17 protein-coding genes are annotated in these 16,935 nt (G+C 72.8%); 10 read left to right on the top strand and 7 right to left on the bottom strand.

Annotated features, from left to right (window positions below):
• Nucleotides 1–16: 16 nt before the first annotated feature.
• Together IG05_RS0129515 and IG05_RS0129510 are read right to left on the bottom strand one after the other, a co-directional pair.
• On the bottom strand, nucleotides 17–1,642 hold the full coding sequence (locus tag IG05_RS0129515) for a cation acetate symporter (protein ID WP_030347078.1): 1,626 nt from the start codon (nucleotides 1,640–1,642) through the stop codon (nucleotides 17–19).
• Nucleotides 1,639–1,995, bottom strand: a complete 357-nt coding sequence (locus IG05_RS0129510) for a DUF485 domain-containing protein (RefSeq protein WP_030347077.1) — start codon at nucleotides 1,993–1,995, stop codon at nucleotides 1,639–1,641. The genes IG05_RS0129515 and IG05_RS0129510 overlap by 4 nt, the downstream gene beginning before the upstream one ends.
• A 283-nt stretch (nucleotides 1,996–2,278) precedes the next feature.
• Here IG05_RS0129510 and IG05_RS0129505 point away from each other — a divergent pair, with 283 nt between their 5' ends.
• Together IG05_RS0129505 and IG05_RS0129500 are read left to right on the top strand one after the other, a co-directional pair.
• Nucleotides 2,279–3,805 carry a S8 family peptidase gene (locus IG05_RS0129505; protein ID WP_030347076.1) on the top strand — a complete coding sequence of 509 codons (1,527 nt, stop codon included), beginning with the start codon at nucleotides 2,279–2,281 and terminating at the stop codon, nucleotides 3,803–3,805.
• 82 nt (nucleotides 3,806–3,887) lie between these two features.
• Complete coding sequence (locus IG05_RS0129500; protein ID WP_030347075.1) at nucleotides 3,888–5,264, top strand: CoA transferase; 1,377 nt, start codon at nucleotides 3,888–3,890, stop codon at nucleotides 5,262–5,264.
• 63 nt (nucleotides 5,265–5,327) lie between these two features.
• Here the strand turns inward: IG05_RS0129500 and IG05_RS0129495 are convergent, their stop codons facing one another.
• A complete protein-coding gene (locus IG05_RS0129495) occupies nucleotides 5,328–6,371 on the bottom strand; it encodes a zinc-dependent alcohol dehydrogenase family protein (protein WP_030347074.1) in 1,044 nt (347 codons plus the stop codon).
• Here IG05_RS0129495 and IG05_RS50695 point away from each other — a divergent pair.
• Together IG05_RS50695 and IG05_RS48495 are read left to right on the top strand one after the other, a co-directional pair.
• On the top strand, nucleotides 6,351–7,076 hold the full coding sequence (locus tag IG05_RS50695) for a hypothetical protein (RefSeq protein WP_420707637.1): 726 nt from the start codon (nucleotides 6,351–6,353) through the stop codon (nucleotides 7,074–7,076). The genes IG05_RS0129495 and IG05_RS50695 overlap by 21 nt on opposite strands.
• A complete protein-coding gene (locus IG05_RS48495) occupies nucleotides 7,073–7,234 on the top strand; it encodes a hypothetical protein (protein WP_199808404.1) in 162 nt (53 codons plus the stop codon). The genes IG05_RS50695 and IG05_RS48495 overlap by 4 nt, the downstream gene beginning before the upstream one ends.
• 577 nt (nucleotides 7,235–7,811) lie before the next feature.
• Here the strand turns inward: IG05_RS48495 and IG05_RS0129475 are convergent.
• Complete coding sequence (locus IG05_RS0129475) at nucleotides 7,812–8,522, bottom strand: VIT1/CCC1 transporter family protein (protein ID WP_030347072.1); 711 nt, start codon at nucleotides 8,520–8,522, stop codon at nucleotides 7,812–7,814.
• Nucleotides 8,523–8,618: 96 nt separating this feature from the next.
• Here IG05_RS0129475 and IG05_RS0129470 point away from each other — a divergent pair, with 96 nt between their 5' ends.
• From IG05_RS0129470 to IG05_RS0129445, 6 genes are all read left to right on the top strand, one after another.
• Nucleotides 8,619–8,813, top strand: a complete 195-nt coding sequence (locus IG05_RS0129470; protein WP_030347071.1) for a hypothetical protein — start codon at nucleotides 8,619–8,621, stop codon at nucleotides 8,811–8,813.
• A 63-nt stretch (nucleotides 8,814–8,876) separates the two neighbouring features.
• Complete coding sequence (locus IG05_RS0129465) at nucleotides 8,877–9,860, top strand: DEDDh family exonuclease (protein ID WP_030347070.1); 984 nt, start codon at nucleotides 8,877–8,879, stop codon at nucleotides 9,858–9,860.
• Between the two features lie 118 nt (nucleotides 9,861–9,978).
• On the top strand, nucleotides 9,979–10,212 hold the full coding sequence (locus IG05_RS0129460) for a hypothetical protein (RefSeq protein WP_078894583.1): 234 nt from the start codon (nucleotides 9,979–9,981) through the stop codon (nucleotides 10,210–10,212).
• A gap of 50 nt (nucleotides 10,213–10,262) precedes the next feature.
• Nucleotides 10,263–11,060, top strand: a complete 798-nt coding sequence (locus tag IG05_RS0129455) for an SURF1 family protein (RefSeq protein ID WP_030347068.1) — start codon at nucleotides 10,263–10,265, stop codon at nucleotides 11,058–11,060.
• Nucleotides 11,061–11,145: 85 nt separating this feature from the next.
• Nucleotides 11,146–12,930: a glycoside hydrolase family 15 protein gene (locus IG05_RS0129450; RefSeq protein WP_030347067.1), complete on the top strand. Its 1,785-nt coding sequence runs from the start codon at nucleotides 11,146–11,148 to the stop codon at nucleotides 12,928–12,930.
• A gap of 5 nt (nucleotides 12,931–12,935) precedes the next feature.
• Nucleotides 12,936–13,691: an SDR family oxidoreductase gene (locus IG05_RS0129445; protein ID WP_030347066.1), complete on the top strand. Its 756-nt coding sequence runs from the start codon at nucleotides 12,936–12,938 to the stop codon at nucleotides 13,689–13,691.
• Between the two features lie 156 nt (nucleotides 13,692–13,847).
• Here the strand turns inward: IG05_RS0129445 and IG05_RS0129440 are convergent, their stop codons facing one another.
• The 3 genes from IG05_RS0129440 to IG05_RS0129430 all read right to left on the bottom strand — a co-directional run bounded on the left by IG05_RS0129440 (nucleotide 13,848) and on the right by IG05_RS0129430 (nucleotide 16,924).
• Nucleotides 13,848–14,651, bottom strand: coding sequence for an enoyl-CoA hydratase/isomerase family protein (locus tag IG05_RS0129440; protein WP_030347065.1), 804 nt, complete (start codon nucleotides 14,649–14,651; stop codon nucleotides 13,848–13,850).
• 117 nt (nucleotides 14,652–14,768) lie between these two features.
• Nucleotides 14,769–14,990, bottom strand: a complete 222-nt coding sequence (locus IG05_RS0129435; RefSeq protein ID WP_004002281.1) for a helix-turn-helix domain-containing protein — start codon at nucleotides 14,988–14,990, stop codon at nucleotides 14,769–14,771.
• A 335-nt stretch (nucleotides 14,991–15,325) separates the two neighbouring features.
• A complete protein-coding gene (locus tag IG05_RS0129430; protein ID WP_030347064.1) occupies nucleotides 15,326–16,924 on the bottom strand; it encodes an ABC-F family ATP-binding cassette domain-containing protein in 1,599 nt (532 codons plus the stop codon).
• Nucleotides 16,925–16,935: the final 11 nt, after the last annotated feature.

Genomic DNA, 16,935 nt, shown 5'->3' with positions numbered 1-16,935 from the left:
TCGCCGGTGGGAACCGTCAGTGGGCTCCGGTGCCGGTCAGGGACCGCACCTCCAGTTCCGCGTACTTGCCCGCGTCCGGGGTCTCCTTCGACAGCAGGGTGCCCACGACGCCGAGCAGGAATCCGACCGGGATGGAGATGAGGCCGGGGTTCTCCAGCGGGAACCAGTGGAAGTCGACGCCGGGGAACATCGAGGTCGGCTTACCGGAGACCACCGGGGAGAACAGCACCAGGCCGACCGCGGTGACCAGGCCGCCGTAGATCGACCACAGGGCGCCCGCGGTGGTGAACCGCTTCCAGAACAGGCTGTAGAGGATGGTCGGCAGGTTGGCGGAGGCGGCGACCGCGAAGGCGAGGGCGACCAGGCCGGCCACGTTCAGGTCGCGGGCCAGCGCGCCGAGCACGATCGAGACCGCGCCGATGCCGACGGTCGCCCAGCGGGCCGCGCGGATCTCCTGCTTCTCGGTGGCCCGGCCCTTCTTCAGAACGTTCGCGTAGATGTCGTGCGCGAACGAGGACGACGAGGCCAGCGTCAGTCCGGCGACGACCGCGAGGATGGTGGCGAAGGCGACCGCGGAGATCGTGGCGAGCAGGACGGCTCCCCAGTCGGAGTCGACGCCGCCCAGGTGGAGCGCCAGGAGGGGGGCGGCGGTGTTGCCCGCCTTGTTGGAGGTGATGATCTCGTCCGGTTTGATCAGTGCGGCGGCGCCGAAGCCGAGGGCGAGGGTCATCAGGTAGAAGGCGCCGATCAGGCCGATCGCCCAGATGACGGACTTGCGGGCGGCCTTGGCGGTGGGAACCGTGTAGAAGCGGATGAGGATGTGCGGCAGGCCGGCGGTGCCCAGGACCAGGGCGATGCCGAGCGAGAGGAAGTCCAGCTTGGTGGTGCCGGTGGCGCCGTACTTCAGGCCCGGCTCCAGGAAGGCGCTGCCCTTGCCGCTGTTGTCGGCGGCCCTGCCGAGCAGGTCGGAGACGTTGAAGTCGAACTTCAGCAGGACCAGGAAGGTCAGCAGCAGGGCGCCGATGATCAGCAGGACCGCCTTGACCATCTGGACCCAGGTGGTGCCCTTCATGCCGCCGATGGTGACGTACACGATCATCAGCACGCCGACCAGGGCGACGATGCCGATCTTGCCGCCGTCGCTGGTGATGCCGAGGAGCAGGGAGACGAGGACGCCGGCGCCGGCCATCTGCGCCAGCAGGTAGAAGATCGACACGACGATCGTGGAGGTGCCCGCGGCCGTGCGGACGGGGCGCTGGCGCATCCGGTAGGCGAGCACGTCGCCCATCGTGTAGCGGCCGGAGTTGCGCAGCGGCTCGGCGACCAGGAGCAGCGCGACCAGCCAGGCGACGAGGAAGCCGATGGAGTACAGGAAGCCGTCGTAGCCGAACAGGGCGATGGCGCCGGCGATGCCGAGGAAGGACGCGGCGGACATGTAGTCGCCGGAGACGGCGAGTCCGTTCTGGAAGCCGGTGAACTGCCGTCCGCCGGCGTAGAAGTCGGCGGCGCCCTTGGTCTGCCGGCCGGCCCAGACGGTGATGACGAGGGTCGCGGCGACGAACACCGCGAACAGGGTGACGATCAGCGTCCGGTGCTCGCCGGCCTCGCCGGCGGCGAGCAGGGTGTGCTGAACGGGGCTCATGCTCCGCCCTCCATCCGGGACTTGATGGCCTCGGCCCTGGGGTCGAGCCGGGTGGCGGCGCGCCGCGCGTACCACCAGGCGATGAGGAACGTGGTGAGGAACTGGGCGAGGCCCAGGACGAGGGCCACGTTGATGTTGCCGGCCACCTTGGTGCCCATGAAGCCGCCCGCGTAGTTCGACAGCAGGACGTACAGCAGGTACCAGGTGATGAAGGCGATGGTCAGCGGAAAGGCGAACGAGCGGTGGGCGCGGCGCAGTTCACCGAACTCCGCGCTCTGCTGCACCTCGGTGAACTCCTCGGTGGAGGGAAGGGAAGCTGGGGATTTCGCGGGTGGCGGTGTCTCGGTGGCCACGGGCTCTCCTCGCGTCGCGGACATGCGCTGTCCGGCCTCACAGGACCGGGGTCACGTTACCGGTAGTCGCCGGGTGACTCCCGTGTGTGATCCCCGTGGGGGCGCGGCGGCGCCGGGCCCTCCGTTCACGGTCACGGCGCCGCGTGCGGAGCGGTTCAAGCCCGTCGGGCCCTTTCGGAGATCGGGCGCGGCAGATAGCTTCGGCCTGCACCACCCGTCATGTACCTGCCCGAACACGAACCGTGTTCGGGGCGGTTCCGTATCCGGATGATGTGGAGATCCCATGGCTCATCTGCGCTCCAGACGCCGTCTCGCGCTCGCGGTGCCGGTCGTGCTGTCGCTGACCGCCTCGCTCGGCTTCCTGCCGGCGGCGGCCTCGGCCGCGCCCGCCGCCGGCACGGTGGCGCGGGCGGCGGACGGCCCGAACCTCGCCTACGTGGTCAACACCCGCACCGACCGCGGCACGATCGAGTCCGTGCGGCGGGAGATCACGCGCAACGGCGGCACGGTCGTGGCCGTCTACGACCGGATCGGCGTCGTCGTCGTCCACTCCGCGAACCCGGACTTCGGCGCGCGGATGCGTGCGGTGCGCGGGGTCGACTCGGCGGGAGCCACCCGTACCGCGCCGCTCAGCGCGGCGGGGACGACGGACGAGGGATCGGTGCAGGTGCTTTCCCGGGCCGAGCAGGCGCGGCTCGCGTCGAGCGCGGCGGCGGGCGAGGAGCCCCTGGAGGCGGACCAGTGGGACCTGCGGACGATCGGCGCCGACCGGGCCGCGCAGATCAACCCGGGCAGCCGGAACGTGACGGTCGGGGTCATCGACACGGGCGTGGACGACACCCACCCGGACATCGCCCCGAACTTCTCCGCGTCCCAGTCGGCGAGCTGCGTGAGCGGCAAGGCGGACACGACGTACGGCGCGTGGCGGCCGGCGGACGCCGACCACTACCACGGCACGCACGTGGCCGGTGAGATAGCCGCCGCCCGCAACGGCATCGGCGTGGCGGGCGTGGCGCCGGGCGTGAAGGTCGCGAGCATCACGGTGGCACAGCCGGACGCGACCTCGCTGTTCTACCCGGAGAGCGTGGTCTGCGCGTTCGTGTTCGCCGCGGACCACGGCATCGAGATCACCAACAACAGCTACTACGTGGACCCGTGGCTGTACAACTGCATGGACGACCCCGATCAACGTGCCATCGTGGACGCGGTCAACAGGGCCCAGCTGTACGCCCAGCGCAAGGGCACGCTCAACGTCGCCTCGGCGGGCAACTCCAACCACGACCTGGACGCCGACGCGATCGTGGACGACTCCAGCCCCGACGACTCGACGGCCCGGACCCGCACGATCGACCCGCACGAGTGCTTCGACGTGCCGACCCAGCTGCCCGGTGTGGTGACCGTGAGCGCCGTGGGCGTGAAGGGCACCAAGTCGTACTACTCCAGCTACGGCCGGGGCGTCGTCGACGTCGCGGGACCGGGCGGGGACAAGTACCAGATCCCGGACACGCCGTCGAAGAACGGGCGCATCCTGTCCACCCTGCCGAACGACCAGTACGGCTTCCTTCAGGGCACGTCGATGGCCTCGCCGCACGTGGCCGCGGTGGCCGCGCTGCTCAAGTCGGCCCACCCGCACGCCACTCCGGCGCAGCTGCGGGCGCTGCTGAAGGCGGAGGCGGACAACCCGGGCTGCCCGGCCGAGCCCTACGACGGGAACGGGGACGGGGTCGTGGACGCGACCTGCGCAGGCGGGGAGCGGGTGAACGGCTTCTACGGCTTCGGCGTGGTCAACGCGCTCCGCGCGGTCAAGTAGCCGTCCTTAGCCGTGCAGTGTTGAGCAGGGTGAGCCTCCATCCACCCATAGATTGATCCAATCAATACTGCATAGTGAAGTCATGATGGAAATCAATGACGCCTGGGAGGCCGTCGGCGGGCACCCCGACGCGGCACGGCGCGTCCCGGCGGTCGTCCGCCGGGACGTGCTCGGCGCGCGGCTGCCGGTACGCGAGCTGGCCCGGGCGTGTGTCGGAGCGTGCGCGCTGGCCGCCGCGGAACTGGGGGCGCGGCGGGCCGGGCTCGCGGAGGCGCCGGCGGTCACCGTGGACGACGGGGCGGTGGCCGCCGCCTTCCACAGCGAGCGGCTCCTCCAGGTCGACGGCCGGACGCCGGACGCCTTCGCGCCGCTGTCGCGGTTCTGGCGCACGGCCGACGGCTGGGTGCGCACCCACGCCAACTACCCGCACCACCGGGCCCGGCTGCTCGGCGCGCTGGGCCTGCCGGCGGACGCCTCGGCGGAGGACGTCGCCGGCCGGCTCGCCGAGCGCTCCGCCCGGGAGACCGAGGAGGCCGTCTACGGCGCCGGCGGTCTCGCGGTGGCCCTGCGCACCCCCGAGGAGTGGCGGGCGCACCCGCAGGCCGCCGAGGTGGCCGCCCGGCCGCTGGTGGAGCGCGTACGGCTGGACGCGGCTCCCGCGCGCGTGCCGGCGCCCCTGGACCCGTCCGCCGCTCCCCTGCTGCCCGCCGCCGGACTGCGGGTGCTGGACCTGACCCGGGTGCTTGCGGGCCCGGTCGCCACCCGCACCCTGGCCCTGCTGGGCGCGGACGTCCTGCGCGTTGACGCGCCGTGGCTGCCGGAACTCCCGGACCAGCAGGCCGACACGGGCTTCGGCAAGCGGTCCGCCGTGCTCGACCTGGCCACCGGCCGGGACGCCTTCGAGGAGCTGCTGAGCGGGGCCGACGTCGTGGTGACCGGGTACCGGCCGGGTGCCCTGGACCGGTTCGGGCTCACCCCGCACGCGCTGGCCGAACGGCGCCCCGGACTGGTCGTGGCCCAGGTGTCGGCCTGGGGCGGCTACGGGCCGTGGGGCGGCCGGCGCGGCTTCGACAGCCTGGTGCAGGTCGCGACCGGCATCGCGGTGACCGAGGGCACGGCGGAGCGGCCCGGCGCACTGCCCGCGCAGGCCCTGGACCACGGCACCGGGTACCTGCTGGCGGCGGCCGTGCTGCGGGCCCTGACCGAGCAGTCGTACGAGGGCGGGAGCCGGCTGGTCCGGCTGGCGCTCGCCCGGACCGCCCGCTGGCTGACGGACGGCATCCGGCCCGCCCCGGCCGGGAGCGCGCCGTACCCGGGCCCGGACGCCTGGCTGGCCGGGACGGACAGTCCGCTGGGGCGGCTGCGGCACGCCCGGCCGCCCGTCTCCTTCACCGGCGGCCCCACCTCCTGGGCCAGGCCCCCGGTGCCGTGGGGTTCGGACCCGGCCGCGTGGCGGTGAGGTTGACCAGGTTGATTCAGTGCGTGACGGCGTCCATGGTGTGGACGGCGCCGGTGCTGTCGGTCATGCGGTCACCAGCACCTTGAGCGCGGTGCGCTCGTCCATGGCCCGGTAGCCGGCGGGCACGCCCGCCAGGTCGACGGTCATGTCGAACACCGGCGAGGGGTCGACCGTGCCGTCGAGCACGTCGGGCAGCAGGTCGGGGATGTAGGCACGGACCGGCGCCACGCCGCCGCGCAGGGCGATGTTCCGGTCGAACATCACGCCGAGGTCCAGGCCGGTGCCGCTGCCGTGCGGCACGCCCACGAAGCCGATGGCGCCGCCGTCGCGGGTGACGTCGACGGCCGTCCGCATGGACTGCTCGGTGCCGACCGCCTCCACGACGCAGTGGGCGCCCTGCCCGCGGGTCAGTTCGCGGACGGCCTCCACGGCCGCGTCCCCGCGTTCGGCGACCACGTCGGTGGCGCCGAACCGGCGCGCGATGGCGGTACGGGCCTCGTGCCGGCCGAGCGCGATGATCCGCTCGGCGCCGAGCCGCCTGGCGGCCAGGACGGCGCACAGACCGACCGCGCCGTCACCGACGACCGCGACCGTGGCGCCGGGCCGGACACCCGCGCCCAGGGCGGCGTGGTGGCCGGTGCCGAGGACGTCGGACAGGGTCAGCAGGGCGGACAGCAGGCGCTCGTCGGAGGCCGCCTCCTTGGGCAACTGCACCAGGGTGCCGTCGGCGAACGGCACGCGGACGGCCTCGCCCTGGCCGCCGTCGTAGCCGACGGAGCCCCAGAAGCCGCCGTGCTCGCAGGACGTCGTCAGGCCCTCGCGGCAGTAGACGCAGACGCCGTCGGACCACATGAAGGGCGCGACGACCAGGTCGCCGCGGCGGACGGTGCCCACGTCGGAGCCGGTCTCCTCCACGACGCCGAGGAACTCGTGCCCGATCCGCTGCCCCGGCTGCCGGGCGGCCTCGCCCCGGTACGCCCACAGGTCGCTGCCGCAGATGCAGGCCCGCAGCACCCGCACGACGGCGTCGGTGGGCAACTGCACCACGGGCTCGGGCACCTCCTCCACACGCATGTCGTACGGGGCGTGGATGGTGGTGGCGCGCATGGCGGGGATCCTTCTCGTGCGGGGTCGTGCGAGGTTTGGGGTGCGCCCGGGGGTGTGGGCGCCCTTCACGGTACGTCGCCTCCCGCGCGGGACGCGCGGCGAGGTGCCGTAGCCCGGCGCGGGTGCCCGGTCCTGCGATGCGGCGGGCGGGAACAAGGAGGGCCCGGGGGGTGCACGGCCTGGAGACTGCCGGCGGCCCCGGAGAAACTGGCGCGGGTCCTGACGGAACGGATCTCCTCCCGGTACGCCACGCTGCCGGAGCACGAGCGGCTCGCGGCCACGGCCGCCGTGCAGGACACCTTCGCGGCGGCGGGCCCGCTGGACGCCGGCCGGCTCTTCGCCGTCGACCTGGATCCCGGGCGGCTCGCGGCGGAGCTGGAGCGTCCGCCGGCCGGACTGGCCGAACGGGGGCGTGAGCTGTACGGCGAACTGCTCGCCCTGTGCTGCGCGCACTTCGTCGAACGACTCACCGTCGAGCCGTCGTTCCCGGCGCGGGCGGCGGTGGAGCGGACCCGCCGCTCCGGGGCACTGCTGCGGCAGCGGACCGGCTCCGGTGAGGCCGAGGCGGGCTCCTACGGCTTCGAGCAGCGGTACGCGGACTTCGTCGCCGGGGCGCACTCCCGGCTGGAGCTCTACGGATCACCCTGGGCGACCGGCGCCGCGCCGAGTGGCCGCTGGAAACGGCGTACCTGTCCCTCGGGATGACCGGGCGGCCCCGGTACGAGCCGCACGCCGAGGGGGTCGGTGCGGCGCCGCCCGCCGTGCGGGTGGAACAGGCGCCGGCGGACTGCCACCGGCTCGTGCTGCGCGGGCAGGCCGGGTCCAACAAGTCGGCGCCGCTCCAGTGGTGGCCTGCTGGCTGATCCGCAACGGGCAGGCGGAGGCCGTCCGGCAGGACGCCGTCGGGATGCACGGCGAGTGGCTGGCCGCGATGCCGCAGGTGCGGGAGCAGGGGGACGCCGAACAGGTCTTCACCCACCTGCTGAACCGCAGCGGACTGCTGCCCGAACCGGTGCCGGATGCCGTCGACTTCGTGCACCGCACCTTCCAGGACTGCCTGGGCGCGAAGGCGGCCGTCGAGGCGCGGGACTTCGGCGTGCTGGTCCGCAACGCGCACGACGACCAGTGGGACGACGCCGGGAGCTTCTCGCCCCCTGAGTCGCTGAATGTCCAGAGCGTGCCCCTGGTCGGCCTCGCCGATCTGCTGCCCCATCAGAGGCTGACCACGGTCTGCCTCGGCAGAATCGACCGTGTCGACACCATCGAGGCGCTCGCTCACCTCCCGGCCCTCGAGTCCGTCGCCTTCTCCCGCTGCGGCCCGCTGGACCTGACCCCCCTGGCCCCCTGCACGACGTGGAGATCGAGCTCCACGACTGCGAAGACGTCCTCGGCGCCGAGCTCTTCCCCCGCGAACGGCTGGTCATCGGCTGACCGGCCGGGTCACACCCCCGCCGCCCCCAGCAGGCTCCCCGCCCCGTACGTCACCCCCATCGCCAGCGCCCCGCCCGCCACATTGCGCAGGACCGCCCGCTTCGGGTCCGCCGCGCCGAGGCGGGCGCTGGACCAGCCGGTGAGGGCGAGGGCGGCCAGGACGGAGACGACGGTGACGGTGAGGCGCCAGCCGTGCGGGGGCAGGACGATGGCCAGCAGGGGCAGCAGCGCGCCCGCGGTGAACGACAGGAAGCTCGCCCAGGCCGCGTTCCAGGGATTCGTCAGCTGGTCCGGGTCGATGCCCAGCTCCACGCGCGCGTGGGCCCTCAGCGCGTCCCGCGCGGTGAGCTGTTCGGCGGCCTCGCGGGCCACCTCGCGGGACAGGCCGCGCGCCTGAAGCAGGTCGGTCAGCTCGCGCAGTTCGGCCTCCGGCTGCTCGCGCAACTCCCGTTTCTCCAGGGCCAGCGCGGCCATCTCGGAGTCGCGCTGGGTGGAGACGGAGACGTACTCGCCGGCCGCCATGGACATCGATCCGGCGAGCAGGCCGGCCAGTCCGGCGGTGAGCAGGGCGGCCCGGCTCCCGGTCGCGCCGGCCACGCCGACGACCAGTCCCGCGGTGGAGACGATGCCGTCGTTCGCGCCGAGCACGGCCGCGCGGAGCCAGTTCAGCCGGGAGCCGAGGGCGCCGCCGTGGGCCTCGTCGTGGGTGGGTTCCGTCACAGCAGGGAGGATCCCACCCCGGCGCCGGTGGCCGCCGCACCGACGCCCTGCGCGGGATGCGCAGGGGCACCACAGGCGCCGGACCGGCAAAAGCCCGTGAGTGACGCGGCGGACGCCGACACCCGTGCGGGTGAAGCGGCGGCGGACAAGCGCGTGTTCGTGGCGCTGGTGCACGGCGGGGTGGCGCCGCAGCATGCGACCGGCGCGCTCCACCGGCTGCTGCCCGGCCCGGCCGACGGATGCGCACTCGTGCCGCCGACAGCCGGGGACGTGGTGGCGGCACGGGGCTGACGCCGTACGGCCGCGACCCCTGAGGGGCCGCGTTGTCGGTCGTGGCCCGTATCCTCAATGACCATGCTCGAAGACCGTGCGACCGCAGTGTCCTCCCCCACCCAGTGGCCGGCCGTGTATCCGCAGGGATACGCGGTCGTTGACGTGGAGACCACCGGCCTGGCCCGGGACGACCGCATCATCTCCGCGGCCGTGTACCGGCTGGACGCGCGCGGCGAGGTCGAGGACCACTGGTACACGCTGGTCAACCCGGAGCGGGATCCGGGGCCGGTGTGGATACACGGTCTGACGAGCGATGTCCTCCAAGGCGCTCCGCTGTTCGGGGACATCGCCGAGGAGTTCGCCGCCCGCCTGGACGGCCGGGTGCTCGTCGCGCACAACGCCGTCTTCGACTGGCAGATGATCGCGCGGGAGTACGCGCGCGTGCGCCGCGAGGCGCCGGTGCGGCAACGGCTGTGCACCATCGCGCTGTCGAAGGAGCTGGGGCTGCCGCTGCCCAACCACAAGCTGGAGTCGCTGGCGGCGCACTTCGGGGTGGTGCAGCAGCGGGCCCACCACGCGCTGGACGACGCGCGCGTGCTGGCGGAGGCGTTCCGGCCGAGCCTGCGGGCCGCGGCGGAGAGCGGTGTACGGCTGCCGCTGCTGGAGTGCCGGCCGCTGACGGAGTGGTCCGACCGGGCGGTGCCCCGGCAGTCGTCGGGTGGCTACGGCGCCTACGGGGCGGCCAGTTGGCGCCCGTCCCGCAAAAGGCCCGCATGCCCCTACCCCAACCCAGGGCGCTATGAAGACGGCAAACGCCTCAAACAGGGCATGCGGGTAGCCTTTTCCGGTGACACCTCGACCGAGCGGGAAATGCTGGAGGACCGCGCCACCGAGGCCGGGCTGCACGTCGCCTCCAGCATCTCCCGGCTGACCAGCCTGCTGGTGACCAACGACCCCGACTCGGGCACGTCGAAGACGGTCAAGGCCCGGCAGTACGGCACACCGATCGTGGACGAGGCCGCGTTCGGGCAACTGCTGAGGGATGTCGAGCCCGCCGACGAGTAGCCGGCGGCGAGCGGCAGGCCCCGGGCCGGGGCCGGGGATCGTACGAACGGGTGATTGCCCCGCGACTCACCCGGCGCCCGCTCGCCGGGCGATCGGCCGACGGCTCACCCTGTGGCGCATGGCGACATGCGAAGTTTGCGGCAATGACTACGGAATGTCCTTCGAGGTGCACGCGCAGGGCGCGGTGCACGTCTTCGACTGCTTCTCCTGCGCGATCCACCGCATGGCCCCGATCTGCGAGCACTGCCGGGTGCAGATCATCGGGCAGGGCGTGGAGGTGGAGGGCCACTGGTACTGCGGCGCGCACTGCGCCCGCCAGGAGGGGAGGACGGGCATCGTCGACCGGGTGTGACCCGGTACCCGCCTGAATGCACCCCACGTGCCGGGAGGTACCGTCGTGGGGTGCACCGTTACCGCTTCCTGTTGTCCCGCCAGTGGGTGATTCTCACGCTCGTCGCGATCGCGCTGATCCCGACGATGATCCGGCTGGGTTTCTGGCAGCAGCACCGGTACGAGGAACGCACCGCCCGCAACGACCTGGTCTCCGCCGCGCTGCACGCCGAGCCGGTCCCGGTCGAGCGGCTGACCTCCCCGGGGCACGCGGTGACCCGCACCGAGAAGTACCGCACGGTCACCGCGACCGGCACCTTCGACACCGCCAGGCAGGTCGTGGTCCGGCGCCGCACGAACTCCGACGGCGAGGTCGGTTTCCACGTCCTCACCCCCTTCGTCCTCGACGACGGCAGGGTGCTGCTCGTCAACCGGGGCTGGATCCCCGCGAACGGCGCGCAGACCGCCTTCCCGAAGGTGCCCGCCCCGCCGGCCGGCCGGACCACCGTCACCGGGCGGCTGATGGCGGACGAGACCACCGCGGCGAGCGGCATCAAGAACGTCGAGGGCCTGCCCGACCGGCAGATCATGCTGATCAACAGCGCCGAGGAGGCGCGGCGGCTCGGCGCCCGGGTGCTCGGCGGCTACATCCAGCAGACGGCGCCCGCGGCCAAGGGCGGCTCCCCGGAGCAGATCTCCGACCCGGGCAGCGAGGACGCCCCGCTGAACTACGCGTACATGATCCAGTGGTGGCTGTTCGCGGCGGCCGTCCCGGTCGGCTGGTGGTTCCTGGTGCGGCGGGAGATCCGCGACCGCGAGGAGGCCGCGGCCGAGCGGCAGCCGGAGGAGAGCGCACCGGCCGCGGTCTGAGCGCGCACCGCCCCTGCGCGCGCCTGCGTCACTCCCACGGCGCACCACCTGATTGGCCCCCTGGCCCGCCGGGAAACCGCATCCCGTGAACGCGCGCATCGAGGACTACGCCCTCATCGGCGACGAGCAGACCGCGGCCCTGGTCGGCAAGGACGGCTCGATCGACTGGCTGTGCCTGCCGCGCTTCGACTCCGGGGCCTGCTTCGCCCGGCTGCTGGGCGACGATGACCACGGCCACTGGCGGATCGCGCCCGAGGGCGCGGACGTCTGCACCCGCCGGGCCTACCGGCCGGAGACCCTCGTCCTGGACACCGAGTGGGAGACCGGCGACGGCACGGTACGCGTCACCGACCTGATGCCGCAGCGCGAGCGCGCCCCCGACGTCGTCCGGATCGTGGAGGGCGTCAGCGGCCGGGTCACCGTGCGCAGCACCCTGCGCCTCCGCTTCGACTACGGCTCGATCACGCCGTGGGTGCGCCGCTCGGACGGTCACCGGGTGGCCGTCGCCGGGCCGGACTCCGCGTGGCTGCGCTCCGAGCCGCCCGTGCGCACCTGGGGCGAGGACTTCGGCACCCACGCGGAGTTCACCGTCGCCGAGGGCGAGCGGGTCGCGTTCGTGCTCACCTGGCACCCCTCGCACGAGAAGCGCCCGCCGCTCATCGACCCGTACGAGGCGCTGGAGAACAGCGTCACCGACTGGCGGCGCTGGGCCCGCCGGTGCACGTACGACGGGCCGTACCGGGACGCCGTCGTCCGCTCCCTGATCACCCTCAAGGCGCTCACGTACTCCCCGACCGGCGGGATCGTCGCCGCGCCGACCACCTCGCTGCCCGAGAGCCCGGGCGGTGTGCGCAACTGGGACTACCGGTACTGCTGGCTGCGTGACTCCACCCTCACCCTCGGCGCGCTGCTCTCCATGGGTTTCCAGGAGGAGGCCGGGGCCTGGCGCGACTGGCTGCTGCGCGCGGTCGCCGGCAACCCGGCCGACCTGCAGATCATGTACGGCGTCGCGGGCGAGCGACGGGTCGGGGAGACCGAACTGCCCTGGCTGCCCGGCTTCGCCGGTTCCTCCCCCGTACGCACCGGCAACGGCGCCGTCGAGCAGCTCCAGCTCGACGTGTACGGCGAGGTGATGGACTCGCTGTCGCTGGCCCGCGCCGCGGGGCTGCCCGCCAAGCCGCACATGTGGGCCCTCCAACGCTCGCTGATGACGTTCCTGGAGACGGTGTGGCGGCAGCCGGACGAGGGCCTGTGGGAGGTGCGCGGCGGCCGGCGCCGGTTCGTGCACTCCAAGGTGATGGTGTGGGTGGCCGCCGACCGGGCCGTGCGGACCCTGGAGCAGCACCCGGAACTGGAGGGCGACCTGGAGGGCTGGCGCGCACTGCGGGACGAGGTGCACCGGGAGGTGTGCGAGAAGGGCTTCGACCCGGACCGGAACACCTTCACCCAGTACTACGGCTCCCGGGAACTCGACGCCGCACTGCTGCTCATCCCGAGGGTCGGGTTCCTGCCGCCGGACGACCCGCGGGTGGTCGGCACGGTCGACGCGATCCGCGACGACCTCGGCCACGGGGGTTTCCTGCGCCGCTACGACACCGAGGACTCGGTGGTGGACGGGCTGCCGAGCGGCGAGGGCGCCTTCCTCGCCTGCTCGTTCTGGCTGGCCGACGCGCTGCATCTGACCGGCCGGACGAAGGAGGCGCGCGAACTGTTCGACCGGCTGGTGGGCCTGTGCAACGACGTGGGGCTGCTGGCCGAGGAGTACGACCCCGTCCACGGCCGCCAGCTGGGCAACTTCCCTCAGGCGTTCAGCCACGTCGGCCTGGTGAACACCGCCCTCACCCTGTACGGGGGCGAAGAGGCAGGATAGGACCCATGGATCTTGGACTGAAGGACCGGGTGTACGTCGTCACCGGAGCCACCCGCGGGCTGGGCAACGCCGCCGCGCGGCAGCTCCTCGCCGACGGCGCGAAGGTGGTCATCACCGGGCGGGACGAGAAGCAGGTCGCCGACGCCGCCGCGGAACTGGGCCCGGACGCGGTGGGCGTGGCCGTGGACAACGCCGACGCGGCGGCCCCCGAGCGGCTGGTCGCCGCCGCGCGTGAGCACTTCGGCGGCTTCCACGGGGTGCTGGTGAGCGTGGGCGGGCCGCCGCCGGGGTTCGTCGCGGACAACACCGACGAACAGTGGCGCGCCGCGTTCGAATCGGTGTTCCTCGGCGCGGTACGGCTGGCCCGCACGGCGGCGGCCGAGCTGGACGAGGGCGGTGCCATCGGGTTCGTGCTGTCCGGGTCGGTGCACGAGCCGATCCCGGGGCTGACCATCTCCAACGGGCTGCGGCCCGGACTCGCCGGGTTCGCCAAGTCGCTCGCCGACGAACTGGGGCCGCGCGGGATCCGGGTGGTGGGGCTGCTGCCCGGGCGGATCGACACGGACCGCATGCGCGACCTGGACGGGCGGTCCGCGGACCCGGAGGCCACCCGGGCCGCGAACGAGTCCCGGATCCCGCTGCGGAGGTACGGGGCGCCCGAGGAGTTCGGACGGGTGGCGGCGTTCCTGCTGTCCCCCGCGGCTTCCTATGTGACGGGCGTCATGGTGCCGGTGGACGGCGGGACCCGGCACGGGTTCTGACGGCCGCCGGGACCGCGGTCGCGTCGGCGTGCTGCCGTGCCGCCCCCGGGGACGCACACACCATGAGCACGCCGACGCGCCCCGCCGGGCCGGGGGACGCCACCACGCCGGGGACGCCACGCCGGACCCGCCGGGTCACGGCAGGGGCTGTACGGGCTATTCGCCGAGGCCGGCCAGGTCCCGCAGCCGCCGGGCCTGCGCGGCGCGCTCGGCCGCGCGCTGCTCGTCGTACGTGCGGTCCACGGCACCACGGAGCAGCGCCTTGGTCTCCACGACCGCGTCGCGCGGCGCGGCCAGCAACGCCGCCGCCAAGTCCCGTACCGCCCCGTCCAGTTCGGCCGCGGGCACCGCGAGGTTGGCCAGTCCGCTCGACACCGCCTCCTCGGCCCCGACGAACCGCCCGGTCGCGCAGATCTCCAGCGCGCGGGCGTATCCGACGAGTCCGACCAGCGGGTGCGTGCCGGTCAGGTCGGGTACGAGGCCGAGGCTGGTCTCGCGCATGGCGAACTGCACGTCGTCGGCGACGACCCGCAGGTCGCAGCCGAGCGCGAGCTGGAAGCCGGCCCCGATGGCATGCCCCTGGACGGCGGCGATGGACACGATGTCGGTCCGCCGCCACCAGGTGAACGCCTCCTGGTATTCGGCGATGGTCGCGTCGAGCCCGGCGTCGTCACGGCGCGCGAGTTCGATGAAGGACGGCTCGCCCGGGATCCCCTCCGGGGTGAACATCTGACGGTCCAGCCCGGCGGAGAAGGACTTGCCCTCGCCACGCAGCACGACGACGCGAACGGAGCCCGGCAGCAGCCGCCCGGCCTCGGCGAGCGCCCGCCACAGGGCGGGGCTCTGCGCGTTGAGCTTGGCCGGGTTGGCCAGCGTCACCGTGGCGAGCGTGTCGTCGACGGTGAGCCGTACGCCGTCCTTGTCGAGTGCGGGAGCGAGGTCCTGCTCGGGCGAAGCCATGGGGCGCCTCCGATGGGTGCGGTCAGCAGAGCAAAGCTAAGTGACTGCACAGTAACCACCCGGCCGGTCGGTCCCCCGACCGGGTGGCCACCATCGAAGCCGATGGGCCGCCCGGACTCAGGACGAAGCGGCCTTCTTACCGCGGGTCGCTCCGCCACGCCCACGCAGCGTGACGCCCGACTCGCTCAGCATCCGGTGCACGAAGCCATACGAGCGGCCGGTCTCCTCGGCCAGCGCCCGGATGCTCGCACCGGAGTCGTACTTCTTCTTCAGGTCTGCCGCGAGCTTGTCGCGCGCGGCGCCGGTCACCCGGCTGCCCTTCTTCAGAGTCTCGGCCACCCGTGCCTCCTCATGGGAAGTGCGCTCTGGTCTCCTCATGATCACCCCTCCCGGGCGCGATGGCCACCCATTCGGCAAGGTCCGTGAGACATCGTTGTGACGACAGGAGCGGATCCCCACAAACGGAATAGAAGATTCCGAGGGGTGCGGTCCACGGCTCTGCGCGGGCGGATTCGCGAAGTACCAGGTCAGGAAGGCAAAGCGGCCGATCCCCCGACTATCGGGGGATCGGCCGGAAAATCCGTGTACGACACACCTCGATACGAGGAGATCTCACACAGATGATGGATCACCGATGGGCCGAATGATCCATACTCAGTGGATCAGATTTTCGATCACGCCAGGGCGACGAGATCCGCGTAGTCGGAGCCCCACAGGTCCTCGACGCCGTCCGGCAGCAGGATGATCCGCTCCGGCTGGAGCGCCTCGACCGCGCCCTCGTCGTGGGTGACGAGGACGACCGCGCCCTTGTAGGTGCGCAGGGCGCCGAGGATCTCCTCACGGCTGGCCGGGTCCAGGTTGTTGGTCGGCTCGTCCAGGAGCAGCACGTTCGCCGAGGAGACCACGAGGGTCGCGAGGGCGAGACGGGTCTTCTCGCCGCCGGAGAGGACCCCGGCCGGCTTGTCGACGTCGTCGCCGGAGAACAGGAACGAGCCCAGCACCTTGCGGACCTCGACCAGGTCCATGTCGGGGGCGGCCGAGCGCATGTTCTCCAGGACCGTGCGGTCGGCGTCCAGCGTCTCGTGCTCCTGCGCGTAGTAGCCCAGCTTGAGCCCGTGCCCGGGGACGACCCGGCCGGTGTCGGGCTGCTCCACTCCCGCGAGCAGCCGCAGCAGCGTGGTCTTGCCGGCGCCGTTGAGGCCCAGGATGACCACCCGGGAGCCCTTGTCGATGGCGAGGTCGACGTCGGTGAAGATCTCCAGCGAGCCGTACGACTTCGACAGGCCCTCGGCCGTCAGCGGGGTCTTGCCGCAGGGCGCGGGCTCCGGGAAGCGGAGCTTGGCGACCTTGTCGGACATCCGGACCGCATCCAGGCCCGCGAGGAGCTTGTCGGCCCGGCGCGCCATGTTCTGCGCGGCGACGGTCTTGGTCGCCTTGGCCCGCATCTTGTCGGCCTGCGAGTGCAGGGCTGCGGCCTTCTTCTCGGCGTTGGCGCGCTCGCGCTTGCGGCGCTTCTCGTCTGCCTCGCGCTGCTGCTGGTACAGCTTCCAGCCCATGTTGTAGATGTCGATCGCGGACCGGTTCGCGTCCAGGTAGAACACCTTGTTGACCACGGTGTCCACGAGGTCGACGTCGTGGGAGATCACGATGAAGCCGCCGCGGTAGGTCTTCAGGTAGTCCCGCAGCCAGATGATCGAGTCCGCGTCGAGGTGGTTGGTCGGCTCGTCGAGCAGCAGGGTGTCGGCGTCCGAGAACAGGATCCGGGCCAGCTCGATACGGCGGCGCTGACCGCCGGAGAGCGTGTGCAGCGGCTGGGCGAGCACCCGGTCGGGCAGGTTCAGCGCGGCGGCGATGGTGGCGGCCTCGGCCTCGGCGGCGTACCCGCCCTTGGTGAGGAACTCCGTCTCCTGGCGCTCGTACTGCTTCATGGCCTTCTCGCGGGTGGACCCCTTGCCGTTGGCGATGCGCTCCTCGTTCTCGCGCATCTTGCGGATCAGCAGGTCGAGGCCGCGCGCGGAGAGGATGCGGTCGCGGGCGAGGACGTCGAGGTCGCCGGTGCGGGGGTCCTGCGGGAGATAGCCGACCTCGCCGGAGCGGGTGATCTGGCCGGCGGCCGGGATGCCCTCGCCGGCCAGGCACTTCGTCAGCGTGGTCTTGCCGGCGCCGTTGCGGCCGACGAGGCCGATGCGGTCGCCCTTGGCGACACGGAAACTGGCGTTCTCGATGAGGACGCGCGCACCGGCGCGCAACTCGATACCGGAGGCGGAGATCAAGGACAGACTCC

The organism is Streptomyces sp. NRRL S-1022 (assembly GCF_000720135.1).
In the GTDB taxonomy this organism is placed as follows: Bacteria; Actinomycetota; Actinomycetes; order Streptomycetales; family Streptomycetaceae; genus Streptomyces.
Note: the sequence above shows the minus strand (reverse complement) of the source record. Positions and strands in the feature narration are given on the sequence as shown.